23 protein-coding genes are annotated in these 19,760 nt (G+C 54.1%); 9 read left to right on the top strand and 14 right to left on the bottom strand.

Features of this window, described 5'->3' with window-relative positions:
• Positions 1–92: 92 nt before the first annotated feature.
• Positions 93–296, bottom strand: coding sequence for a GntR family transcriptional regulator (locus ACQKE4_RS18790; RefSeq protein WP_427389800.1), 204 nt, complete (start codon positions 294–296; stop codon positions 93–95).
• A gap of 196 nt (positions 297–492) precedes the next feature.
• Here ACQKE4_RS18790 and ACQKE4_RS18785 point away from each other — a divergent pair, with 196 nt between their 5' ends.
• The 4 genes from ACQKE4_RS18785 to ACQKE4_RS18770 all read left to right on the top strand — a co-directional run bounded on the left by ACQKE4_RS18785 (position 493) and on the right by ACQKE4_RS18770 (position 3,520).
• Complete coding sequence (locus tag ACQKE4_RS18785; RefSeq protein ID WP_427389801.1) at positions 493–1,350, top strand: transporter substrate-binding domain-containing protein; 858 nt, start codon at positions 493–495, stop codon at positions 1,348–1,350.
• A 78-nt stretch (positions 1,351–1,428) separates the two neighbouring features.
• Positions 1,429–2,070: an amino acid ABC transporter permease gene (locus ACQKE4_RS18780; protein ID WP_290835135.1), complete on the top strand. Its 642-nt coding sequence runs from the start codon at positions 1,429–1,431 to the stop codon at positions 2,068–2,070.
• 24 nt (positions 2,071–2,094) lie between these two features.
• Positions 2,095–2,760, top strand: coding sequence for an amino acid ABC transporter permease (locus tag ACQKE4_RS18775; protein ID WP_427389799.1), 666 nt, complete (start codon positions 2,095–2,097; stop codon positions 2,758–2,760).
• Positions 2,753–3,520: an amino acid ABC transporter ATP-binding protein gene (locus tag ACQKE4_RS18770; RefSeq protein ID WP_427389798.1), complete on the top strand. Its 768-nt coding sequence runs from the start codon at positions 2,753–2,755 to the stop codon at positions 3,518–3,520. The genes ACQKE4_RS18775 and ACQKE4_RS18770 overlap by 8 nt, the downstream gene beginning before the upstream one ends.
• 31 nt (positions 3,521–3,551) lie before the next feature.
• On the opposite strand, the gene ACQKE4_RS18765 is transcribed toward ACQKE4_RS18770, so the two are convergent.
• The 8 genes from ACQKE4_RS18765 to ACQKE4_RS18730 form a co-directional block, all read right to left on the bottom strand.
• Positions 3,552–4,313 carry a M15 family metallopeptidase gene (locus ACQKE4_RS18765; protein WP_427389797.1) on the bottom strand — a complete coding sequence of 254 codons (762 nt, stop codon included), beginning with the start codon at positions 4,311–4,313 and terminating at the stop codon, positions 3,552–3,554.
• A 33-nt stretch (positions 4,314–4,346) separates the two neighbouring features.
• Positions 4,347–5,621 carry a TRAP transporter large permease gene (locus ACQKE4_RS18760; RefSeq protein ID WP_427389796.1) on the bottom strand — a complete coding sequence of 425 codons (1,275 nt, stop codon included), beginning with the start codon at positions 5,619–5,621 and terminating at the stop codon, positions 4,347–4,349.
• Positions 5,618–6,133, bottom strand: a complete 516-nt coding sequence (locus ACQKE4_RS18755) for a TRAP transporter small permease (protein WP_290834030.1) — start codon at positions 6,131–6,133, stop codon at positions 5,618–5,620. The genes ACQKE4_RS18760 and ACQKE4_RS18755 overlap by 4 nt, the downstream gene beginning before the upstream one ends.
• 107 nt (positions 6,134–6,240) lie before the next feature.
• Positions 6,241–7,308, bottom strand: coding sequence for a TRAP transporter substrate-binding protein DctP (gene dctP / locus ACQKE4_RS18750; RefSeq protein ID WP_427389795.1), 1,068 nt, complete (start codon positions 7,306–7,308; stop codon positions 6,241–6,243).
• A 126-nt stretch (positions 7,309–7,434) separates the two neighbouring features.
• Positions 7,435–8,361, bottom strand: coding sequence for a LysR family transcriptional regulator (locus ACQKE4_RS18745; RefSeq protein WP_290834026.1), 927 nt, complete (start codon positions 8,359–8,361; stop codon positions 7,435–7,437).
• Positions 8,362–8,512: 151 nt separating this feature from the next.
• The gene (locus ACQKE4_RS18740; RefSeq protein WP_427389794.1) at positions 8,513–8,674 is read right to left on the bottom strand and encodes a hypothetical protein; all 162 of its coding nucleotides are present in this window, start codon (positions 8,672–8,674) and stop codon (positions 8,513–8,515) included.
• Positions 8,675–8,683: 9 nt separating this feature from the next.
• A complete protein-coding gene (locus tag ACQKE4_RS18735; protein WP_427389793.1) occupies positions 8,684–8,878 on the bottom strand; it encodes a hypothetical protein in 195 nt (64 codons plus the stop codon).
• Positions 8,879–8,885: 7 nt separating this feature from the next.
• Positions 8,886–9,161 carry a hypothetical protein gene (locus ACQKE4_RS18730; protein WP_427389792.1) on the bottom strand — a complete coding sequence of 92 codons (276 nt, stop codon included), beginning with the start codon at positions 9,159–9,161 and terminating at the stop codon, positions 8,886–8,888.
• A 202-nt stretch (positions 9,162–9,363) separates the two neighbouring features.
• Here ACQKE4_RS18730 and ACQKE4_RS18725 point away from each other — a divergent pair, with 202 nt between their 5' ends.
• The gene (locus tag ACQKE4_RS18725) at positions 9,364–9,657 is read left to right on the top strand and encodes a hypothetical protein (RefSeq protein ID WP_290834040.1); all 294 of its coding nucleotides are present in this window, start codon (positions 9,364–9,366) and stop codon (positions 9,655–9,657) included.
• A gap of 126 nt (positions 9,658–9,783) precedes the next feature.
• Positions 9,784–10,311 carry an HPP family protein gene (locus ACQKE4_RS18720; protein WP_290834018.1) on the top strand — a complete coding sequence of 176 codons (528 nt, stop codon included), beginning with the start codon at positions 9,784–9,786 and terminating at the stop codon, positions 10,309–10,311.
• 2 nt (positions 10,312–10,313) lie between these two features.
• Here the strand turns inward: ACQKE4_RS18720 and ACQKE4_RS18715 are convergent, their stop codons facing one another.
• The gene (locus tag ACQKE4_RS18715; RefSeq protein ID WP_290834017.1) at positions 10,314–10,886 is read right to left on the bottom strand and encodes a gamma-glutamylcyclotransferase; all 573 of its coding nucleotides are present in this window, start codon (positions 10,884–10,886) and stop codon (positions 10,314–10,316) included.
• Positions 10,887–11,014: 128 nt separating this feature from the next.
• On the opposite strand from ACQKE4_RS18715, the gene ACQKE4_RS18710 reads away from it, so the two are divergent.
• Together ACQKE4_RS18710 and ACQKE4_RS18705 are read left to right on the top strand one after the other, a co-directional pair.
• The gene (locus ACQKE4_RS18710) at positions 11,015–11,869 is read left to right on the top strand and encodes a sirohydrochlorin chelatase (protein WP_427389791.1); all 855 of its coding nucleotides are present in this window, start codon (positions 11,015–11,017) and stop codon (positions 11,867–11,869) included.
• A gap of 83 nt (positions 11,870–11,952) precedes the next feature.
• Positions 11,953–13,542, top strand: a complete 1,590-nt coding sequence (locus tag ACQKE4_RS18705) for an ABC-F family ATPase (RefSeq protein ID WP_290834013.1) — start codon at positions 11,953–11,955, stop codon at positions 13,540–13,542.
• A gap of 6 nt (positions 13,543–13,548) precedes the next feature.
• On the opposite strand, the gene ACQKE4_RS18700 is transcribed toward ACQKE4_RS18705, so the two are convergent.
• Together ACQKE4_RS18700 and ACQKE4_RS18695 are read right to left on the bottom strand one after the other, a co-directional pair.
• A complete protein-coding gene (locus ACQKE4_RS18700) occupies positions 13,549–14,142 on the bottom strand; it encodes a cell division protein ZipA C-terminal FtsZ-binding domain-containing protein (RefSeq protein ID WP_427389790.1) in 594 nt (197 codons plus the stop codon).
• Positions 14,143–14,357: 215 nt separating this feature from the next.
• Entirely contained in the window at positions 14,358–15,476 is a 1,119-nt protein-coding gene (locus tag ACQKE4_RS18695) for an alkene reductase (protein WP_290834010.1), read from the bottom strand.
• Positions 15,477–15,739: 263 nt separating this feature from the next.
• Here ACQKE4_RS18695 and ACQKE4_RS18690 point away from each other — a divergent pair, with 263 nt between their 5' ends.
• Positions 15,740–17,296: a Fic family protein gene (locus ACQKE4_RS18690; RefSeq protein WP_427389789.1), complete on the top strand. Its 1,557-nt coding sequence runs from the start codon at positions 15,740–15,742 to the stop codon at positions 17,294–17,296.
• 68 nt (positions 17,297–17,364) lie between these two features.
• On the opposite strand, the gene ACQKE4_RS18685 is transcribed toward ACQKE4_RS18690, so the two are convergent.
• Together ACQKE4_RS18685 and ACQKE4_RS18680 are read right to left on the bottom strand one after the other, a co-directional pair.
• Positions 17,365–17,547 (bottom strand): hypothetical protein, encoded by a 183-nt coding sequence (locus ACQKE4_RS18685; RefSeq protein ID WP_427389788.1) that lies wholly within the window; start codon positions 17,545–17,547, stop codon positions 17,365–17,367.
• On the bottom strand, positions 17,544–19,760 hold a 2,217-nt coding region (locus ACQKE4_RS18680; RefSeq protein ID WP_427389787.1), incomplete at its 5' end, for a heavy metal translocating P-type ATPase. The genes ACQKE4_RS18680 and ACQKE4_RS18685, both read right to left, overlap by 4 nt.

Raw genomic sequence — 19,760 nt, 5'->3', positions numbered from 1 at the left:
GATTTTTTCTTCATTGATGTCGTCGATCTTGCCATGGTTCACCTCGTTGCAGTGTATTACATTCTTGAGGTGTCCATCGTTACTGGGCAAGATCAGCCATCTTCAACCAGTTTTTCATAAACAATCGCTACCGTGTTACGGGAAATACCTAGCTGTTGGGAAAGTTTACGGCAGGAGGGGAGCGCATCATCGGTGGGCAAACTACCTAAGTGAATCGCTTCAAGCAGCGTTGCACGCAGTTGTTCTTGCAGGCAGGCTGCGGCATTCGGGTCGACGTCAAGACACAGCGTTGCCATCCATTATTCCTCTTCAGATAAGCTCGTCCTCTCTTTAATCTAAGCATCTTTCGTGCCAGTTCTATGTTAGCCAACTGTCCTTTTACTTTACGCCAACTGGCTCTAATCGAGAGCAGGATAAAAAATTAGGGTGAAGTCACCTTCCACATGTAGCCGTTCGGCTAACGATGTTTGTCTACTCTAGGGGTATAAGGTGATGAAGAACTTAGCTGTTTTAACCTCAGTATTAAGCGTTGGTGTTCTTGCTTTCGGTATGTCATTAACGGCCAACGCTGCAGACTTAGAAGAAATAGAGAGCCGTGGTTACCTGAGCGTAGCGACTGAAGATAATTACGCCCCGTTTAATTTTATGAGTGGCAGCGACCCCGATGGTTTTATCAAAGATATATTGATTGAGCTTGAGGAGTACGCTGACTTTGAAGTTCGTCAGGATATTTTGCCGTGGACAGGGCTGTTAGCTTCGGTCTCATCAGGTCAATACGATATGGCGCTTACCGGTGCCTCGGTAACGGATGAACGCCTGCGTGTATTTAACTATGCGCCGCCGTTTGCCTCTGCCCAGCACTTCTACATCAAGCGGGCGGGCGATGACCGTATCAATAGCATTGAAGATTTGAGTGGTTTGACGCTAGGTGTCCAAGCGGGCAGCGCGCTGCTTTCGCGTCTGCCAGAACTCGAAGCCATGTTGGAAGAGAGCGGCGGCGAGCTGGGCGAGGTAATGGAGTATGAAGCCTACCCAGAGATCTACGCCGATCTTGCCAATGGCCGTGTTGATTACGTGATTAACTCAATCGTGCCGGTGAATGATCTGATTAGTGAACGCCCCGATGTGTTTGAAGCAGGCCAGGCTGTCTCAGGCCCCGGCTATGTGGCTTGGCCAATGCCTAAAAGCAGCCCTGAACTGCTGGCCTATATCACCGATTTTATGAGCCACCTGCGTGACTCTGGCCGCTTAGCCGAGCTTCAGGAAGAGTGGTTCGGTGAGTCGTTTGATGACCTACCGACAACCCCCATCACCTCAGTGGAAGAGTTCCACGAAATGGCCGGTATGTAAGGCGTGAACTTTAACAGCCGCTCGCCGAATAAACGGTGCAGCGGCTGTGTGTCTTTATCCAGCGAGTAAGGGGAACGCATGGACAGTAGCGCATGGGGACTGCTCATTCAGGGAGCCTGGACGACGCTATGGATATCCGGCATCTCCATAGCCATCGGTGTGGTAATGGGGTTGCTAATCGCTTTGCTCCGAGTGGCGAAAATCCCTGTTCTGCATCAGTTATTAGGGGTTTATATTAGCCTGGCGCGAGCAACGCCGCTGGTCACACTGGTGCTGTTTATTTTCTTAACTGCGCCTACGATGGGCGTTAATCTAAATCGCAACGTGGCGGGTATTATTGCGTTAACACTTAATACCACCGCCTTTAATGCTGAAATTTGGCGCTCTGCATTTAATAACTTCTCGAAAGAGCAGCGCGAAGCTGCGCTGGCGGTTGGCATGACCCCATGGGTCTACTTCCGGCGCATTATGCTGCCGCAAATTACCATCACCAGCCTACCGGGCTTGGTCAATGAAATGTCGTTTTTAATTAAAGGCAGCCCTGCCATAGCCGTGATTGGCGTGGTCGATTTAACACGCGTGACCAATCGCATTTCCGCGGTTACCTATGACCCTCTGCCACCTATTTTAGCGGCAGCGGCCCTGTATATGCTGATTATCAGTCTGCTGGTATGGCTTCAACGCCTGGCTGAGCGAAAAGCCAGTCGACTGGCCGTCTAACGTGGCCATTTAAGGGGAGCCTCTATGAGCAACTGGGATATTCTTTGGTCGTCGCACGATGTGTTTTTGAACGGCTTTTATAACACCTTAAAGCTATTTGGTTTATCTGCAGTGCTGGCGTTTATATTGGGTAGCGGGATCGTGTTTTTGTTAGAGGGTTCGCGCCCGCGCTTAAAAATACCGCTGCGAATCTTTATAGACGCCATGCGCATGCTGCCATTTTTGATATTGGCCTATCTGCTCTATTACGGCCTGCCCAGCGCAGGGATTCGAATGAGTGCCTGGACCGCGGGAATCATCGCCTTGGTGATGTACCACGGGGCTTACTTCGCGGAGATATTGCGCGGCTGCCGCGCTACCTTTGCTCAAGGGCAAGTCGAAGCGGCAATCGCCCAAGGTTTTTCGCAGCCCAGCATGTTTATGCGCATTATTCTGCCACAACTGATTTTGAAAACCCGCGGCTTGCTGGGTAATCAATTGATCATCTTGCTTAAAGATACCGCCTTCCTAGTCATTATAACGGTGCGTGAACTGACGGCGGCGGCGAGCAGCCTGTCGAGTACCTACTTCATTCCCATGGAAGCGTTCATTGTGGTTATCGGCTTCTACTGGTTGATCAGTATTGGTTTAGAACTGTTTATTAAATTGATTGGCCGTTTTGGCGCCAAGCGAGGATTTGAAAATGCCTGAGACAGCCGCTGTCAGTATTCGTAATCTCTCTAAAAGCTTTGATGGAATCGAAGTACTACGGGACGTATCGCTAGATGTGCAGCCTGGGGAGGTTGTGAGCATTCTAGGCTCGTCGGGGTCCGGAAAATCTACCCTATTACGCTGTATTAATTGGCTCGAACAGCCTGACCGCGGCGATATTCGTATCGCTGGCGACCGCATCGGCGTTAGCGACACTGGTAAACCGATGTCGCGTCGTCAACTGGCGACCATGCGTGCGCGCTTAGGCATGGTGTTCCAAGGGTTTAATCTGTGGCCCCACTTAAGCGTACTGCGCAATGTCACCGAGGCGCCCATTCATGTTCAGGGCGTCAGCAAGAAGGAGGCCGAGGAGCGGGCCATGGTGCTACTTGAGAAAGTCGGCATGGTGGATAAGCGCGATAACTATCCTTACACGCTTTCAGGTGGCCAAAAGCAGCGGGTCGCGATTGCCCGGGCGCTTGCCATGCAGCCCAAGGTGATGCTTTTTGACGAGCCTACTTCTGCGCTTGACCCAGAGCTAGTGGGGGAAGTGCTTGGCGTCATCAAAGACCTCTCAAAAGAGGGCTACACCATGGTGTTAGTCACCCACGAGATGGAGTTTGCTCGGGCCGTTTCCGATCAGGTGGTGTTTCTTGATAAAGGCATCATTATCGAAAAATCCCACCCCAGCGAGTTTTTCGTTAATCCTAAAACAGAGCGGGTACGGCGCTTCTTGGAGCTTGAGGCGCCCACTGTTTAAGGGGGATGAGCCAGAAAGCTGTAGTAGATAATTAGCCCAACTGTCGGCGCCAGCGGTTTTCAATGGTATCCAGCTCGGCGGGGCCATACTGCGCATAGTCATGTGACCCATAGTAAGCCCATAACTGATCGCCGTAATCGTAGTGCCACCATTCGCTAGGCAGGTTAGTGAAGCCATGTTTGTGCATGGTGTGATAGAGCAGTCGGCGGTTATCCCGTGCCTTATGTTGCTGTGGTGTCAGCGTTTCCAGATGCTCGAAATAGTCGCTATGGGAAGCCGGTAGCGCTTCATCAAACAGTGTGCCCATATCTAGCGGTAGTCCATCGGCATCACATAGCGTGACATCTACTGCACCGCCGGTGAGGTGGGGGCTTGGTGCTAAAGGATCACGGCTAGGGACCGAGACAAACTCTCTTGTGCGTTCCAGTAGTTCCGCTTCACTAAGGTCAGGATGGCGATGATGGATCGCTTCATGCAGGGTATCAAATAAGTACTGCTGCACTCGCCATGGTCGCCAGCCGTCCAGTACGATTAAGCCGATCCCATCGGGTAAGCTGCGTGCCGCAGCGAGTAGCGCCCGATAAACCCCCTCACGAACGAAACACTCCGGTATTGCACCAGGAATGCCCAGCCGCGCATAGGCGGGGAATACGCTGACTGGTGCCGGGGCGAGGCTCATTGGTACCAGGCGCTCGCCGTTATCTTCGATAGGCGCACGGCGCAGTTGCTCCCAGCAGGGGGGTGGCTGACTGGGGATAGGCGGCAAAGCCTTCAATAATGTGTTCAAAGGCATCGTGTTATCCAAGCTGGTTATCAAAACTGGTTATTAAAACTGAGTAGGCAGCCACAGCGACAGCGGTGGAAATAGGATTAATAGAATAAGCACCGCAATTGCCGTCAGCACAAAGGGCCAAATAGTTCTGAACAGCGACACTATCTCTAGCCGACTGACTGCGGCGGCCACGAACACACAGGCGCCCAGCGGTGGCGTGATTAAGGCAATAGTAATGTTCAGCGTGATGATGACGCCCAGGTGAATGGGGTCGATACCTGCCATCATAGCGACTGGCGCAAAGATAGGCGTCAGTAGCATCAACGCCGACACCTCCTCCATAAACATGCCCGTTATAAAGGTGATAGCACTAAGTAGCAGTAGGATTAATACTGCGTTATCTATATAAGGAGATAAGAGTGAGACAAATTGGCCGGGCACTTGAGCATAGGAGAGCAGCCAGCTAATCGTCGCCGAGGCCGCCATGATTAGAAAAATTGCTGAAGTTAAGCGTGCCGTATCGAGGATGGCTTGCCAGCACTCTTTAAAGCGTAACCCGCCCAGCACAAAGCCACACAGGGCTACATATAGCGCTGTCAACGCGCCTGACTCTGTCGGCGTAACGAAGCCAAGCACGATGCCTGCAACGATGATGAAGGGTGCAACCAGAGCGGGGAGTGCGGCTAAGAAGGCTACTCCAAGTTGACCGATTGAGGGTAATTGACCGCTTTTGGGTAATCGATGACGCCAGGCATACCAGGCGTTCATGCCCATAAAGGCAACACCCAGCAGCAGTCCCGGCACGACGCCTGCCAGAAATAGATCGCCTACCGAGGTGTTGGTCAGTGAAGCGTAGAGAATCATAAAGATACTAGGCGGAATAATCGGGCCGATTAATGAACTACCGGCGGTCAACCCAGCGGCAAAGGCCCGTGAGTAGCCCTCCTTCTCCATGGCAGGTACTAACAGCGACCCCAGTGCCGAGGTGTCCGCCACCGCTGAGCCATTGACGCCAGCGAAGAAAACGCTCGACACCACATTGACGTGGCCCATGCCGCCCCGTAAATGCCCGACTATCAGGCGGGCGAAACCCATTAAACGCTCGGTTAAGCCGCTGACATTCATTAGGTTGCCAGCAAAGATGAATAGCGGAATAGCCATCAAGGAGAATACATTGATACCGCTAAAGAATTGCTGAGGCAGCATACGCGGAATCATCGAGGGGTCGACAAAAAGAAAGCCCACTATCGCCGTGGTAAGCAGTGCGATGAACAGGGGCAGCCCAAGCAAAACGTGGCCGAGGAAAACCGCCAGCATAGTCACAATCATAGGGAGTCCTCAACGGTTTTGCATGGAGTGTCCTCGACGGTCTTGAGCGGCGCAGGGCCATAGAGAAGCGCATGCCAAGCCAGTAGCAAAAAGCCAATGGGTAGCGAGAGTAGAGGCACCGTACGGCTAATGCCGAGTCCGGACGTGGTAAACATGCTGACCGAAAGTGCATAGCGATAGCTTACCCATGCACCCCCTGATGCAATTGTCAGGGTGAGTAGCCATTGGTACACATTGAGCAAACGAGCGAAAGGTGTGGGCAGTAGTTTCTCTAACAAGCCAACGCGCATGTGGCCCCCTTCCGACCAGACGACGCCAGCCGCGAGCATAACGGTGGCGATGATCAAAAAGCGTGAGAGCTCGTCTGTCCAGATCGGCGCGCCACCGGCGATATAGCGGGCAAACACCCCAAACAGAATGGCAGCAATATTGAGGGATAGTAGCCCGCCCGCCAGGGTCAGCGTAATAGGGCGGCTGATATCAAGTAGACGGGATCGAAGTGTATTAAACATGGCAGCCTTCCATGAAGCACAGAAACGATAAGCACGAGAACATTAAACATAGAAAATGGGGGCCGGTAAGTTGCCAGCCCCTTTCGTAGCAACGGTGTGAGCAGCCGTTAGTCGAGCAGATCGCTCATACCCGCATCTTCCAGTGCCATATCTATCCAGCGTTGCTCGATATCTCGCTCCCCTAGCCACTCAAGATATGCGGGTTGGCCAATATCGCGGAAAGCGGTGAGCTCCTCTTCGGAAGGACGAATCACCTCCATGCCTTGCTCTTCCAGGTAGGCAATCCGCGCTTCTACCTGCTCCTCGTTGTGTTCACGGGCATTGCGATTAGCTTCGGCGACGGCCTCCATAAAGGCGTTGCGAAGCTCATCATCCCAACCTGCGATCATTTCGCTGTTGCCCACCAGGAACTGGTTGGAGTACTGGATATTGGCGAGGGTCAGGTAGTCCTGCACTTCAAAAAGGCTACCCAGAATAATATACATCGGCGGGTTCATTTGGCCGTTGGCCACCCCTGTGCGCAGTGCCATGTAGGTTTCTGTCCAGGGAATAGGTGTGCCGGATGCACCGAAGGCTTCGTAGAGTGCTACTTGGCTGGGGTCCATGGCCCGGAAACGTAGCCCTTCAAAGTCGTCAGGGTGGCTGATAGGTCTTTCGTTATTGGTGAAAGCCAAAAAGCCCCCTTCTTCGACAACCGCAAGCATATCGATACCGGCGCGCTCGTTCAGGGCATTGCTGACTTCCTGCCAATACTCACCCTCATCGAAGAAGCTGCGCGCTGCCGCAAAATCATCAAATAGAAACGGAATGGCGCTGACAAAGATCTCATCGACGAGAGGGGACACGCCTGCAAATGATGCCACATTGAGCATCGGCGTGTTCATGGTCTGTTCCATGCGCTCCTGCTCTTCGCCCAGCATGCTGTTGGGGTATAGCGCTAACTCGACCTGGTTATCGGTCTTCTCCTCTACCAGTTCCTTTAGGTTGGTGGCGAAGACGTGGACAGCATTCTTTTCCGGGTCAGGGGCACCGTTGTAGCTCAGATTGATCGTGGTCGCCGCAAAGCTGTTTCCCGCCATCAATGCAGAGCCAATCAGGCACGCTGAAATGAGTCGTTTAGGTGTAAACATAGGTTGAGCAAGCCCAAGTTGTTTAAACACAAGCTTATTAAACATAGATAGTCTCCTGGTTTATTGTCGTGAGCTATTAGGCGCTATGGGCGCGTTATTAGATTTATAAGGAGTGCCTACTGAAAGATTATGGATTGAGGTGTTGACTATGCAATACCTAAACTGTGGCTTTTATTGCAACAAACGTGGCGCATCGGCCGCGAAAAAGCGCATGCCTTTCTGTAGATGAGCAATACAGGTGGTTGATGCGACCGGCAGTTCTTGTCCTTTCAGGCTGACAATTTGAGCACGGGTACCATTCATGACCGGATAGTGCATCGGCAGTGTGAAAATTTCGCCACGCTCTATTTCATCCATCACGGTAAGCTCAGGCATGAACGTAACGCCGATGCCTGAACGGACAAAATTCTTCAACACCGATACAGAGTTGGTATGCAGGCGTGCTTCGAGATGAATCCGCTCCTGGTGGGCCACCATATTGACCATTTGCCGCATGCCGAAAGGGTTGTCCATCAATGCCAGGGGCCACTCCTTTAAATCATGTAGCGTCACTGGACGATCCAGCGTAGTTAACGGGTGACTGGGAGGGACAATAACATCGAGCGGCTGACGCGTTTCTACATGGCAGAAAAGCTGCGGGTCTACCGGCGGTGCATAAAGTAGCGCTATATCCACTTCGCGATCTTTGAGTAACGACATCGCTTCATTGACACCCGCCATGCGGATTTCGACATTGATACCTGCAAACGCTGACATAAAAGTACCTAACGGAGCAGCGATCAGATCAGCGATAAATCCTTCTCCCACAGCAATACGCACTTCCCCTTTCGCTAGGCCCTGAAGTGCCATGAGCTGAGAAAGCACTGCCTCTTCAGATGCCCGCTGGGCATGGAAGTGATGCACCAGTAGCTGCCCCGCAGCGGTTGCGCGCATACCGCGCCCGTGCCGTTCGCATAACTGCGTATCCAACTCTTCTTCCAACGCTTTTAATTGACGGCTGATGGCGGATGCATCGACATTTAGATGGGCCGCGGCTCGCCTGAGCGAGCCGCGGCGGATGACTTCATTTAGGTAGGTTAATGCACGCTGGTTAAGCATAAAACACGCCTGTGGTGGAGTGTTTTATATCTTACCGGAAGCCTGCCCGAACTTGTCATGGTTGGGACTAGCAATGCATCAAACTCTCCCGCTATCACGTTGTTGCTGGTTTTTAATTCAGGATGTAAATAGTTTTTTAATGTGAGTAGTTTTACGCGATCAGTTTTAGCATGGAAGGCCACCATAGTCGTGAACGCTTATTCCACGGGCTGGGCACGCTCAATGATTGCCGTGCAATCCAGCCCTGTAACGCCAGGGCCATGCCGTCCGCCAGCTGGCGGGCACGGTACTGGAGCGCTTGGGTATCCTGCATCTGCCGCTGTCATTGGTAGATAAAGCGGTCAAGATTCGCATCAGCGCCTTGTGCATTGGCAAGTTCAGCGAAGTAGGTGTCGAGCTCCTCGGGCTGTTTTTCAATCGCGCGCAGGCTATCCAGACACTGCACATTTCCACTTCCTTCCCAGATGGCGTTGATAGGCGATTCGCGAAAAAGGCGCGCCGCTATGTGAGTCTCCATTACGCCGCTACCTTAAATCGATCCGATGCCCTTGCCGGTCATGGGTCATCAACTGTGGTGGATAGCGATTAGCATCAAACCCCAAAGCGATAGCTTTGGCAGAGTCTGCCCAAAAGCCAAACGTCTTGAGAGAGGTGTCGTCCGTTATCCCTTCACGTTTGACGCCTTCTTGAAGCACGCGATCAGCGGTGTAGCTGTTGTAGTTCTCAAGCGGCGGCGGTTGGTTTTCCACCCGGTGAGTGCTGGCGAGAAGCTTATCGGCAAGTGGATAGGGCTGCGTCATGATGATCACCGTCGATATGGCGAGCATGTGGTTTAAATGAACGCTTTATAGCCTCTATAGTAGTTGCATGGTTGAGAAGGCGCTAAAAAGATGGGGGGTAAAGCAGAGAGAATCTGTTCTGTTTTGCTCAGCCAGCGTATTTAACCGACAATGCCAAGCTTATCCTTCTCAGCCTTGGGTACTATCAATGCAAGCAAACGCAATGCAGGCAAACGGATTTTTTGACGAAATAGGCGAGACCATTGGCGAAGCAATCCGCGTGATGGTTGAGTTCTTATTGGGCATATTTACCAATTTCTTTGGTGCCTTTGGCGATTTTATCGATGGCTTAACCCGTTCTCTGGGAATCAACGACTCTTTTTTTAGCATTGCCGTGCTGGTCATTGGCCTATTGATTCTGTTCGGCGGTGTGCGTGCATTTCTGCGCGGCTCGCTGATAGGGGGTATATTTCGTACCTTATTGGGGCTGTTTATTCTCTCGTGGTTGATGATGTAGTAAAGGGTGGCTTTACCTTTGAAGTAGCGCCCTTGAGCCAGTTTCATCAAGGGCATGATGGATTGTCATTTGCTTATTTGGTGCATTTTGTCATCATTTGCACTTATTTTGTGCAAAGCGAGTGTAATGAAAACCTATCTTGGCAAGATGCGGGGTCAACGAATTAAGCGCGCCCGAGTGGGTTGGCAGGATGCGCTGTGGTCATGGATCGGCGCTTTTAGCGGTATGGCGGTTATCTGCTGGTTAAGCTCGGCTTGGCTCTCGCAACAACTGCTGATCGTAGGCTCCTTCGGGGCGACGTCAGTGCTTATCTATGCTGCTCCTGAAAGTCCCTTTGCTCAGCCAAGCCACGTGCTATTTGGCAGCGTGCTATCCGCAGGTATCGGCGTCGCTTGCTACCAACTGCTGGGGGCAACACCGCTCTCAATGTCTCTTGCCGTATCGCTGTCGATACTGGTTATGCAATTGACTCACACGGTACATCCACCGGGAGCGGCGGCTGCGCTGATTGCGGTAGGCGGCGGAGCTAGCATCCACCAACTGGGTTGGTGGTACCCGCTGTTACCGATTGGCGCGGGCAGTGTAGTGATGCTGGTCATCGCCATATTGGTCAATAACCTTGCCCGGCACCGCCGCTACCCGCGCTACTGGTAGAGTTAAAAACGGCTCAGTTGCTGCTCCAGGTCAAAGATATGCGCGTCTCTCGCGCCTAGTTCACGTAGCGCGGTAGCAAGATTGAGTAAGTACTCTTTGTTAGGGCCACTTGGGCCATGAGCGCTGGCGATTTGCTGAGCGATATCGGCAAGGGGCGCCTCACCTAGAAAAGCCGGATTGTCCTCGCTGGCCAGATAAATAAGCCCTTCGCTTTGCTCAGTAGCACCGCCATTCTCATCTAGAAACGTTAGCGGTACTTTTTCCCGCAAATAACCGTTTTTCTCCCGCACATCCAGGGGCGCCAGCACTTCTGGAGTAATGCGGTAGGCCATGCCGTAGCAAATCGAATCCTTGGCCTGTATTAGCGTCGCCACCCGCCCTGGCGCTTCAGGGGTGCCACGGTGATCGTGGGAGCCCTGCCAAAAACGTCGCTCCCAGCCATGAATATAAGCCGGGCGGCGCTCTATGTAGGCAAAATCGGCTTTCCATATCAGCGACCCATAGCCGAATAGCCATATATCCGCATGGCCCTCGAAGAAGTTTCTTTGCTGATTAAGCGCAGTGGTATCAAGCATCGTTATCAAGCAACATATCGTCACCCATCAACATAGTTAGTAGCTACTTTTGTAAAACAGCCATCTTATCATGTCATTGGTAATCACTTACTTAACAGCTCATTCAACCCACACTAACAGAGGCAAGCATGCGCGCGATTTTTCTGGTCGATAATGGCTCGCTACGAGCGCAGGCAACGCTTAACTTGCGCCACGTAGCGGCACTGCTAAGCGAGCACATAGGTGAAACCGTGCAGGCGGCTTCGCTGCTGCACTCCAACAAGATTCCCGCGAAAGAGGTAGAGGGCATTCCTGCCATCACGCTGGGCCCTGCGGTTGAACGGAGCGCCGAGCAGGGGGTAACAGAGATTGTGGTGGTGCCGTTCTTTTTTGGCCCCAGCAAAGCCTTGACTGACTACCTGCCTGAGCGCATGGCGACGATGCAAGCGCGTTTTCCTCACGTTAAGGTGCGCATTGCCCAGCCGCTGGTGGATGAGCTTGGAAATAATGATCTGCGCTTAGCGAATCTGCTGGCCGGTAACGTGCGCGACAAGCTTCGAGCAGGTACTCAGCCGCATGTAGCGCTGGTGGATCACGGCAGCCCGATCCCTGAGGTTACTGCTGTGCGTAACCGCTTGGCAGGCCAGCTTAGCGTGCTGCTTGGCGATGAGGTGGCCTGTGTCGCGGCTGCCTCTATGGAGCGCCGTGAAGGTGATGAATACCGCTTTAACGAGCCGCTGTTGGAAAAGTTGCTGGCGCTACCGGAGTTCAACTCTGGTCCAGTGATCTTGGCGATGCTGTTTCTTTCACCGGGGCGCCATGCGGGGGAAGGTGGCGATATTGCCGAGATTTGCGCGGCTGCTGAGGAGCGCCACTCAGCGCTTCAAGTCGTCACGACAACGCTAGTGGGCGAGCACCCATGCATCGTCGATATTCTTGCCACCCGATTGCGCCAAGCGCTTGATGGTGAACGCTTTCTACTGGATATCCCAGCGAAGGCGTGAACCTCCTAACGGATGATGGATGAATACACGCTCAATAGCGCGTAGAATCGCCAACCTTTGCACACGCTAACCGGGCTCCTTTTGTGATCGCAACCGCCAATATCACCATGCAGTTTGGGGCCAAGCCCCTATTTGAAAATGTCTCTGTTAAATTCAATAACGGCAACCGCTACGGCCTGATTGGCGCTAACGGCTGCGGCAAATCCACCTTTATGAAAATCCTCGGTGGCGATTTGGAGCCCTCTTCCGGCCAGGTGATGCTGGATAGCAGCACGCGGTTGGGTAAGCTGCGTCAGGATCAGTTTGCGTTTGAAAACGAGCGCGTCATCGACACGGTGATCATGGGCAATGTCGAACTCTGGTCAGTGGCTGCTGAGCGTGAGCGCATTTACTCCCAGGCAGAAATGAGCGAAGAGGACGGCATGGCCGTTGCTGACCTTGAAGTCCGCTTTGCGGAGCTTGACGGTTATACCGCTGAGTCACGCGCGGGCGAACTGCTGCTGGGTTTGGGGATTCCCATTGAGCAACATACCGGCCCAATGAGTGAAGTGTCGCCTGGCTGGAAGCTGCGTGTACTGCTGGCCCAGGCGCTATTTTCAGACCCGGATGTACTGCTGCTGGATGAGCCTACCAACCATTTGGATATCAACACCATCCGCTGGCTGGAAGACATTCTTAAAGCCCGCAGCAGCACCATGATTATTATCTCCCACGACCGCCACTTCCTAAACAGTGTCTGTACGCATATGGCGGATCTGGATTACGGCGAGATCACCCTGTTCCCGGGTAACTACGATGATTACATGACCGCGGCTACCGCTGCGCGGGAGCGTCAACACTCTGATAATGCCAAGAAGAAAGCGCAGATTGCCGAGCTGCAGCAGTTTGTGAGCCGTTTCTCTGCCAACGCCTCGAAAGCTAAGCAGGCCACGTCTCGGGCGCGTCAAATCGATAAAATCAAGCTTGAGGATATCAAACCTTCCAGCCGTGTCAGCCCGTTTATCCGTTTCGATCAGGCTAAGAAAATTCACCGTAACGCCGTCAATGTCGATGCTATTACCAAGAGCTACGACGGCGAGAAGCCGCTTTTCGAGCGGTTTTCCATGACCGTTGAGGCCGGTGAGCGAATTGCGATTATCGGCCCTAACGGTATTGGTAAAACCACGCTGCTTAAAACACTGGCCGGTGAGTTACATCCTGATGCTGGCGAAGTGAAGTGGACGGAAGCCGCTGACGTAGGTGTTTTTGCCCAGGATCACAGCGACGATTTTGCCGTCGATGCGACGCTGTTTGAGTGGATGTCGAGTTGGACCAATGGCGGCGAACAGGTGGTTCGCGGAGCCCTGGGGAGAATGCTGTTTTCCAGCGATGACATTGGTAAATCGGTGAAAGTGATTTCCGGTGGCGAGCAGGGTCGCATGCTGTTCGGTAAGTTAATCCTTACTCAGCCCAACGTAATGCTGATGGATGAGCCAACCAATCACCTGGATATGGAGTCTATCGAAGCGTTGAACCTGGCTCTGGAGAACTACCCCGGCACGCTGCTATTTGTCAGCCACGACCGCGAGTTTGTCTCTTCACTGGCTACGCGTATTATTGATATGCAGCCGGAAGGCATTGTCGATTTCAGCGGTAGTTATGACGACTACCTGCGCAGCCAAGGGGTGGTATAAGTAGCCTTAACCAATAATGCGTTGATAAGTAACTTCAGTGGCGGGCTCTCGATCAGCATCAAGTAGCTCGCCCTGAAAAATCTCAGTGGCCTGCTTGGCTAAATCCACAAAAACGATCATCTGCTGGTTGCGACGCTTACGCAGTGGGGGTTTCACCAGCAGGCTAATGCCTTTCACTTCGTGATTGGAATCGCGAAAAAGATCCGGCATTTCGCCGGGTAGAAAGGCATTGGCAATCGTCACTGGATTAGAGGGTTGCTTGCCCGGTACATGATAAACCTTAGTTAACGGGTCGTATTTGGCCTCTACTTGGTGCAGCCAATCGGTTAGCTGCTGAGTCGTCTCTGGCGAGGGGTTATCAAATACCACAAACAGCGAATGCTGTTTAAACGACGTTTTTGGTTCCTCATTGTTCACTGGCGGCTCTGGAGCAGCGGGCTCTAACGTGGCGTTAGCCGGGGGTTGCTCTATGTGCATAGACTCTTTTTTGGAGCGTTTACGCCGCTGGGAGAGCATGAAGTAGAAAAACAGCCCCGCTGCGATCAGGCCTAAGATTAACGACCCGCTCGCCAACAGTGTCACCGTTGATGTATTTTCCATCTTCCACCTCTCTCCTTGAAATTCAGCTAAGCCCGCAAATAGTTCTTTTTTATCAAATTATGCGTTAACGCCGGTTAAGCCGCCAAATGGGCGCGCTTAAAACGAAAGAATCAACAGCCTAGCAGTGTTTGTAAACAAACGGAGATAAAAAAAGCATCACCTAAGTGATGCTTTTCAGCGATAAGGGTTCAGCAATACACTAAATGCATGCCGTTTTAACCCTTGCGGTCGTATCCGTTATCCATAAACGGATAGTCGGTATAGCCTTTCTCGCCTCCACCATAGAAGGTTTCATGGTTCGGCTCGGTGAGCGGCGCATTAACGCGGAAGCGTTCGGGCAAATCTGGGTTAGCGATATAGGGGCGGCCAAAGGCAACGGCGTCGGTGGTATTCTCGCCAATGCGGGCTTCAGCGCGCTCTGCATCGTAGTTACCGCAGTAGATCAGGCTGCCGCTAAAGCGTTCGCGCATCTGCTCCCGGAAACCGTCAGGGAAGGTGATGTCGCCACCGGCCCAGTTAGGCTCGTTCAGATGTAAGTAAGCCAAACCGCGCTTGGAGAGCTGCTCAGCCATATAGAAGGCCATGGCTTCCGGCTCGTCGTCGGTCAAACCAAACAGTTCAATAAATGGTGTCATACGGATGCCGACCCGCTCAGCGCCAAACACCCCGATAACTGCATCAACGACTTCCAGCGGGAAGCGCGCGCGGTTTTCTAAAGAACCGCCGTACTGATCGGTACGCTTATTGGTACCGGTCGCCAGGAACTGGTTAAGCAGGTAAGCATTCGCCGCGTGAACTTCGACCATATCGAAACCAGCGCGTTTGGAACGCTCAGCTGCCTGGCGGTAGTCTTCAACAATGCCGGGGATCTCATCGGTTTCCAGCGCCCGCGGAGTGCTGGTGGGGTGTTGACCGGCGGTGCCATCTTCAAACTCTACAAAACACTGGGCGCCTTCGCCCTTCAAAGCACTCGGTGCTACCGGCTGTTGGCCATCAGGTTGAACCATTTCATGAGAAACACGCCCAACGTGCCACAGCTGTAGCGCAATACGACCACCTTTGGCATGAACGGCGCTGACGACGCCTTTCCAACCAGTTTCCTGTTCATCGGTCCAAATGCCCGGCGTATATACATAGCCACGTGCAGTGGGAGAAATATTGGTGGCTTCGCTGATAATCAACCCCGCGCCCGCGCGCTGACCGTAATAGGCCTCCTGCATCTTGCCCGGTATGCTATCCGGCGTACGCGAGCGTGTCAGCGGCGCCATGATGATGCGGTTAGGAATTGATAGGCTACCTAAATTAGTCGGTGTAAAAAGCGTTTCATACGCCATAGAGCAAACTCCTTTGAATGCAGTCATTTAAACAGTGGTGATCAGAATAGACCAGTTTACTAGTAAGCACCAGCTGCTAAGCCATGGCATATTCAATGGAGACGTTGACAGCAAAACAAAACCCCGCAGAGAAAATTACCAAGCTGATACCATTTACCCATAATTGCATTTACATGTACCGTTCTACATCATGAGGTTAACTTAAACGTTATAAGGCCTTAACATGTGCGGTATGACGTCAACCAAACGCTTGAACAAGCGGCATGACTCCTAAACTCCCCATCAATATTGATGACTTGCTCCATCACCGCACGGTGGAAAGTGAGCGAATTGAATACAAAGAAGGTTGGAACCCTGAATCCATCCTGCATACCTTATGTGCCTTCGCTAACGACTTTCACAACTTGGGTGGCGGTTATGTCCTAGTGGGGGTTGCGGAAGAGAATGGCCAACCACAGTTGCCACCTGCCGGTTTATTACCCGAGCAAATCGATGTCATTCAAAAGGAGTTGCTAAATCTCGGGCATTCAGCGATTGCGCCGCACTATCATCCGTTAACCGCTACCTATGAAATTCAGGGAAAAACCATTTTGGTGCTTTGGGCCCCGGGTGGAGAAACACGTCCCTATAAAGCCAAAACCAGCTTGGGTAAAAAGAGTGATTGGGCCTATTACTTGCGCAAACATACCAGTACGGTAAAAGCATCGGGGCGGGATGAGCGCGAGCTGCTAAGTTTGGCGGCAACCGTGCCCTTTGATGATCGCTATCGCCAAACGGCGGATTTAAGCGACCTTTCACCCTATCTGATGCGTGATTTTCTGCACGATATTGGCAGCGAATTAGCGGCTGAAGCCCGAGAGCTTGATATTGAAACCTTGGGCCGCCGAATGAATGTGGTCGGTGGGCCAAGCGAGATGGCCTTTCCCAAAAATGTGGGCCTGTTATTTTTTAACGAGCATCCAGAGCAGTTTTTCCCTGCGACTCAGATAGATGTGGTGTATTTTCCAGACGGTGCCGGTGGCGACCACTTTGAAGAGAAGGTATTCAAGGGCCCGCTGGGACGTATAACCCGTTCGGCATTGGACTACATTAACCGCAACTATTTAAAAGAGGGCGTAACCAAACACGCTGATCGTCCTGAGGCCGAGCGCTTCTGGAATTTTCCGCTGGTCGCCATTGAAGAAGCGGTGGTGAATGCGGTGTATCACCGTTCTTATGAAATTCGCGAGCCCATTGAGATTCGTATCGATGGTCAGGAGCTTGTCGTGCTCAGCTTCCCAGGGCCAGACCGCTCTATTCGCTTGCAAGACCTGCAGGCAGGCAAAGCAGTCAGCCGTCGTTACCGCAACCGGCGTATCGGTGAGTTTTTAAAAGAGCTGGATTTAACTGAAGGCCGTTCAACGGGAGTGCCTAAAATCCTTCGGGTTATGAAGGCGAACGGTTCTCCAGAGCCGGTGTTCGAAACCGACGATGAACGCAGTTACTTTTTGATTCGCTTACCCGTTCACGAGGGGTTTGCAGTTGATAAAGAGGCAGTGACTGAAGTCACCCCCGAAGTCACCCCCGAAGTCACCCCCGAAGTCACCCCCGAGATTTTACGTCTGCTCAAGTCATTTGAAGGTGAGGTGGGAAGAGCCGAATTGATGGCTGCGTTGGGGCTGCAAGACGAGAAGCATTTCAGAGAATATTATCAGCAAATCGCAATGAAACAGGGCTTAATCGAGATGACGGTTCCTGACAAGCCCCGAAGTCGCCTACAAAAATACCGATTAACCGCTTTAGGTCAGCAAGTGCTTGCCACCAAAGACACGCATGAATGAACACCGGCCCTATTATTTCCAGGGTCTGGAGCTTTTGCGCCACGTTAGCCATCGCCATGGCGGGCTACTCATTCGTCGTGGTGCTGGCTGTGGCGATGCACGAACAGGTGTAGCCCCAGGCAGAGCCCCATTGGTAAGAGCAGCAGCCAGACTCCGCCGCCGATCGGCTGCGCGCGCCACATCAGCAGTACCATGGCGACGCCCATCATTACCAAGCAAATAGTCATCATCCAGTGGTGAATGCGGTTCATTTGGCGTCTCCTTGTGGGTTGTTTGTGGCGAAGCGCCGCTTGAGTAGCAGCGAGTTGCCAATGACGGAGAGAGAGCTTGCGGTCATGGCGATGACGCCGATCATCGGGTGCAGCAGACCAATCGCGGCGATGGGAATGGCTGCCACGTTATAAGCGCTGGCCCAGATCAGGTTTTGGACGATTTTGCCGAAGGTGGCGCGAGATAGGTGCATGGCGTCCACCACGGCGGTCAGTTCGCCACGCACCAGGGTCACATCGGCGGCCTCAATGGCCACATCTGCTCCCGCGCCGATAGCTATGCCAACGTTGGCTTGCTTCAACGCCGCAGCATCATTAATGCCGTCGCCGACCATGGCCACGTGGTTGCCATGTTTCTCCTGAAGTTTGCGGATGGCATCGACCTTACCTTCCGGCAACACCCCGGCCTGAACCTCGTCGATGCCCACCTCGTCTGCTACGGCACGGGCGGCGCGCTCGTTGTCGCCGGTGATCATCACCACGTGCAGGCCCAGTTCATGCATGCCGCGGATGGCCTCTACGGATTTTTCCTTGAGGGTATCGGCCACTGCCACCAGGCCCAGGGCCTGACCGTCGGCGGCGACGATCACTACGGTGCGCCCCTTGCCCTCAAGTTCTGCCATGGCGTCATCAAGAGCCTCAAGGCCTGTCACGCCTTCCTCTTCCAGCAGTCGACGATTGCCGATCAGCACGGTTTCATCGCCCACCTTGCCCGAGACGCCCCGCGCTCCGGTGGAACGGAACTCGCTGACGTCTCGGGGCTTTACATCGCGTTCCTTGGCACCCTCGACGATGGCCCGGGCGATGGGGTGTTCCGAGGCGTTCTCCACGCTCGCGGCGAGGGTCAGCAGGTACGTTTCCTCGACACCCTCTGCGGTGACGGCATCGGTGAGCTTCGGCTCGCCGCGGGTGATGGTGCCGGTCTTGTCGAGCACCATCACTTTGACGTCCTTGAAGGTCTGGATCGCTTCGCCGGAGCGGATCAGGATGCCGCGCTCGGCACCGATGCCGGAGCCCACCATCAGCGCCGTGGGCGTTGCCAGGCCCAGCGCGCAGGGGCAGGCGATGACCAGCACCGCCACGGCGGCCAGGATCGCCAGCACCGGGGTGGCGGCCTCGGGGTTGACCCAGGGCAGGAAGGTCGCGCCCCAGTCGAGGATCGGGCGCAGGGCGTCCGGAATGAGCAGCCACACCACCAGGCTGGCCAGGGCGATCAGGATCACCGCCGGCACGAAGCGGCCGGTCATGCGGTCGGCGAACTCCTGGATCGGCACCCGGGAGCCCTGGGCCTGGTCGATCAGGCGCACCACCTGGGCGAGGAAGGTGTCGCCGCCGACCCGGGTCGCCTTGACCCGCAGGCGCCCCTCCTTGTTGATGGTGGCGCCGATCACGCTGTCGCCGGGGCTCTTGTAGACCGGGATCGATTCGCCGGTGGCGATGGACTCGTCGAGGTGGCTCTCGCCCTCGACCACCTCGCCGTCGGTGGGGACCTTGTCGCCGGGGCGCACGATCATGATGTCGCCGGGCGCCAGCTCCTTGACCGGCACCTCGACCTCCTCACCGTTGCGCTCCACCCGGGCCGTCTTGGCGCCCAGGGTCAGCAGGCGGCGAATGGCCTGGGAGGCGCGCCCCTTGGCCAGGGCCTCCAGGTAACGCCCCAGCAGGTGGAAGGTCATGATGGTGGCGCCCATCTCGATGAACGAGGTCATGGGGGTAATGAAGCCGACCAGGCCGATCAGGTAGGGCGGCAGGCTGCCCATGGAGATCAGCACGTCCATGTTGAAGGTGCCGTTCTTCAGCGAGCGCCAGCTCGAGCGGTGCGTGGCGGCGCCGCCGTAGAGAAAGATCACCGGGAAGGCCAGCAGGGCGACGATGGCCAGGTAGCCCGGGATCGGCTGCCAGAACATGTGCGGCATCATCAACAGCATGATCAGGGTGGCGGGTATGCCGGCGATGATCAGGCGCTTGCGCGCCTGGGCGAGGTAGGCCTCCTCGATCTCGGCGTCGCCGTCGCCCGCCTCCTGCTCCTCGGTCTGCACGGCGGCCACGTCATAGCCGGCCCCCTCGACGGCGCGCTTCAGCGCCTCACCATCGGGGCCACCGGCCTCGATGGTCACACTGACGCGGTGGCTGGCGATATTGGTCTGGATCTCGCCCACGCCATCGAGGCGTTCGAGCGTCTTGCGCACGATGCC

Origin of the sequence: Halomonas sp. NPDC076908, from assembly GCF_050269715.1 — a bacterium.
Taxonomy (GTDB): domain Bacteria; phylum Pseudomonadota; class Gammaproteobacteria; order Pseudomonadales; family Halomonadaceae; genus Vreelandella.
Note: the sequence above shows the minus strand (reverse complement) of the source record. Positions and strands in the feature narration are given on the sequence as shown.

Coding starts and splice junctions, on each gene's coding strand:
- ACQKE4_RS18790 (WP_427389800.1), bottom strand. CDS start 296: ATGGCAACGCTGTGTCTTGACGTCGACCCGAATGCCGCAGCCTGCCTG.
- ACQKE4_RS18785 (WP_427389801.1), top strand. CDS start 493: ATGAAGAACTTAGCTGTTTTAACCTCAGTATTAAGCGTTGGTGTTCTT.
- ACQKE4_RS18780 (WP_290835135.1), top strand. CDS start 1,429: ATGGACAGTAGCGCATGGGGACTGCTCATTCAGGGAGCCTGGACGACG.
- ACQKE4_RS18775 (WP_427389799.1), top strand. CDS start 2,095: ATGAGCAACTGGGATATTCTTTGGTCGTCGCACGATGTGTTTTTGAAC.
- ACQKE4_RS18770 (WP_427389798.1), top strand. CDS start 2,753: ATGCCTGAGACAGCCGCTGTCAGTATTCGTAATCTCTCTAAAAGCTTT.
- ACQKE4_RS18765 (WP_427389797.1), bottom strand. CDS start 4,313: ATGCCTTTGAACACATTATTGAAGGCTTTGCCGCCTATCCCCAGTCAG.
- ACQKE4_RS18760 (WP_427389796.1), bottom strand. CDS start 5,621: ATGATTGTGACTATGCTGGCGGTTTTCCTCGGCCACGTTTTGCTTGGG.
- ACQKE4_RS18755 (WP_290834030.1), bottom strand. CDS start 6,133: ATGTTTAATACACTTCGATCCCGTCTACTTGATATCAGCCGCCCTATT.
- dctP (WP_427389795.1), bottom strand. CDS start 7,308: ATGTTTAATAAGCTTGTGTTTAAACAACTTGGGCTTGCTCAACCTATG.
- ACQKE4_RS18745 (WP_290834026.1), bottom strand. CDS start 8,361: ATGCTTAACCAGCGTGCATTAACCTACCTAAATGAAGTCATCCGCCGC.
- ACQKE4_RS18740 (WP_427389794.1), bottom strand. CDS start 8,674: ATGCAGGATACCCAAGCGCTCCAGTACCGTGCCCGCCAGCTGGCGGAC.
- ACQKE4_RS18735 (WP_427389793.1), bottom strand. CDS start 8,878: ATGGAGACTCACATAGCGGCGCGCCTTTTTCGCGAATCGCCTATCAAC.
- ACQKE4_RS18730 (WP_427389792.1), bottom strand. CDS start 9,161: ATGACGCAGCCCTATCCACTTGCCGATAAGCTTCTCGCCAGCACTCAC.
- ACQKE4_RS18725 (WP_290834040.1), top strand. CDS start 9,364: ATGCAGGCAAACGGATTTTTTGACGAAATAGGCGAGACCATTGGCGAA.
- ACQKE4_RS18720 (WP_290834018.1), top strand. CDS start 9,784: ATGAAAACCTATCTTGGCAAGATGCGGGGTCAACGAATTAAGCGCGCC.
- ACQKE4_RS18715 (WP_290834017.1), bottom strand. CDS start 10,886: ATGCTTGATACCACTGCGCTTAATCAGCAAAGAAACTTCTTCGAGGGC.
- ACQKE4_RS18710 (WP_427389791.1), top strand. CDS start 11,015: ATGCGCGCGATTTTTCTGGTCGATAATGGCTCGCTACGAGCGCAGGCA.
- ACQKE4_RS18700 (WP_427389790.1), bottom strand. CDS start 14,142: ATGGAAAATACATCAACGGTGACACTGTTGGCGAGCGGGTCGTTAATC.
- ACQKE4_RS18695 (WP_290834010.1), bottom strand. CDS start 15,476: ATGGCGTATGAAACGCTTTTTACACCGACTAATTTAGGTAGCCTATCA.
- ACQKE4_RS18690 (WP_427389789.1), top strand. CDS start 15,740: ATGACTCCTAAACTCCCCATCAATATTGATGACTTGCTCCATCACCGC.
- ACQKE4_RS18685 (WP_427389788.1), bottom strand. CDS start 17,547: ATGAACCGCATTCACCACTGGATGATGACTATTTGCTTGGTAATGATG.